Source organism: Lacticaseibacillus suilingensis (assembly GCF_016861845.1).
Lineage (GTDB): Bacteria > Bacillota > Bacilli > Lactobacillales > Lactobacillaceae > Lacticaseibacillus > Lacticaseibacillus suilingensis.
On record NZ_BOLV01000070.1, the window covers coordinates 1 to 776 of the forward strand.

A 776-nucleotide genomic window follows, 5' to 3' on the forward strand; every position below is an offset into this window, starting at 1 on the left:
GTAAGCACCCAATAACCGACCGCCTTGCAAACTAAGAAGGGGCGTAATCCGCATTCTCGGATTACGCCCCTTCGTTGTTCAAGCAATCTCTTGTTTTGATGGCTTCAGATACTGATTCCAAGGTAAATAAGACTCAGCTTGTTCTCTCGTAGGAGAAGTGGGAAGCTGCGACAGCTCGTGCAGAAGACGTTCGATGTAAGTTCTTGGATCCAGTCCGTTGGCCTTTGCGGTCTCAACAATCGTCATCCAGATGGCGTTGGCCTCGGCACCCTTCGGGCTCGTCGCAAACAACCAGTTCTTGCGACCGATCACGAAGGACTTCATGTTTCGCTCTGAAGCGTTATTACTCAGATCGATCTCGCCAAACTCCAAGACACGGTTGAGCATTTGGCGCTGATTCAAGGCGTAGGTCAAAGCGACGCCCAATCGCGACTTTGGCGCTGGAGCGGCTTGTTCACACCATGCCCAGAACTGATCGATCAGCGGTTTCAGGTCTGTCTGTCGACACTTCAGACGCTCCTCTGGCGAGAGAAGGCGCCACTGTTCTTCCGAATGGAACATCTGGTTGAGCAGCTCTAAAGGCTTCGTGCGAGTGAACTTACCTTTGACCTTCGCGGCGTCATCGTAGAACTTGCGTCTTACGTGGGCCCAACAACCAACCCGGATGACGCTGTCGCCGAGGAGATTATAACCGGCGTAGCCATCACACTGCAGGACACCCGTATAACCTGAGTAAATTTGCTGGGCGAACTTACCGGAACGGGTATTGCCATATG

1 protein-coding gene is annotated in these 776 nt (G+C 52.6%); it reads right to left on the reverse strand.

The features are described 5' to 3' along the window. Positions 1-78: 78 nt before the first annotated feature. Positions 79-776 (reverse strand): IS66 family transposase (tnpC, locus tag JUF11_RS13135; RefSeq protein WP_204119946.1); only part of this gene is annotated, 698 nt, incomplete at its 5' end.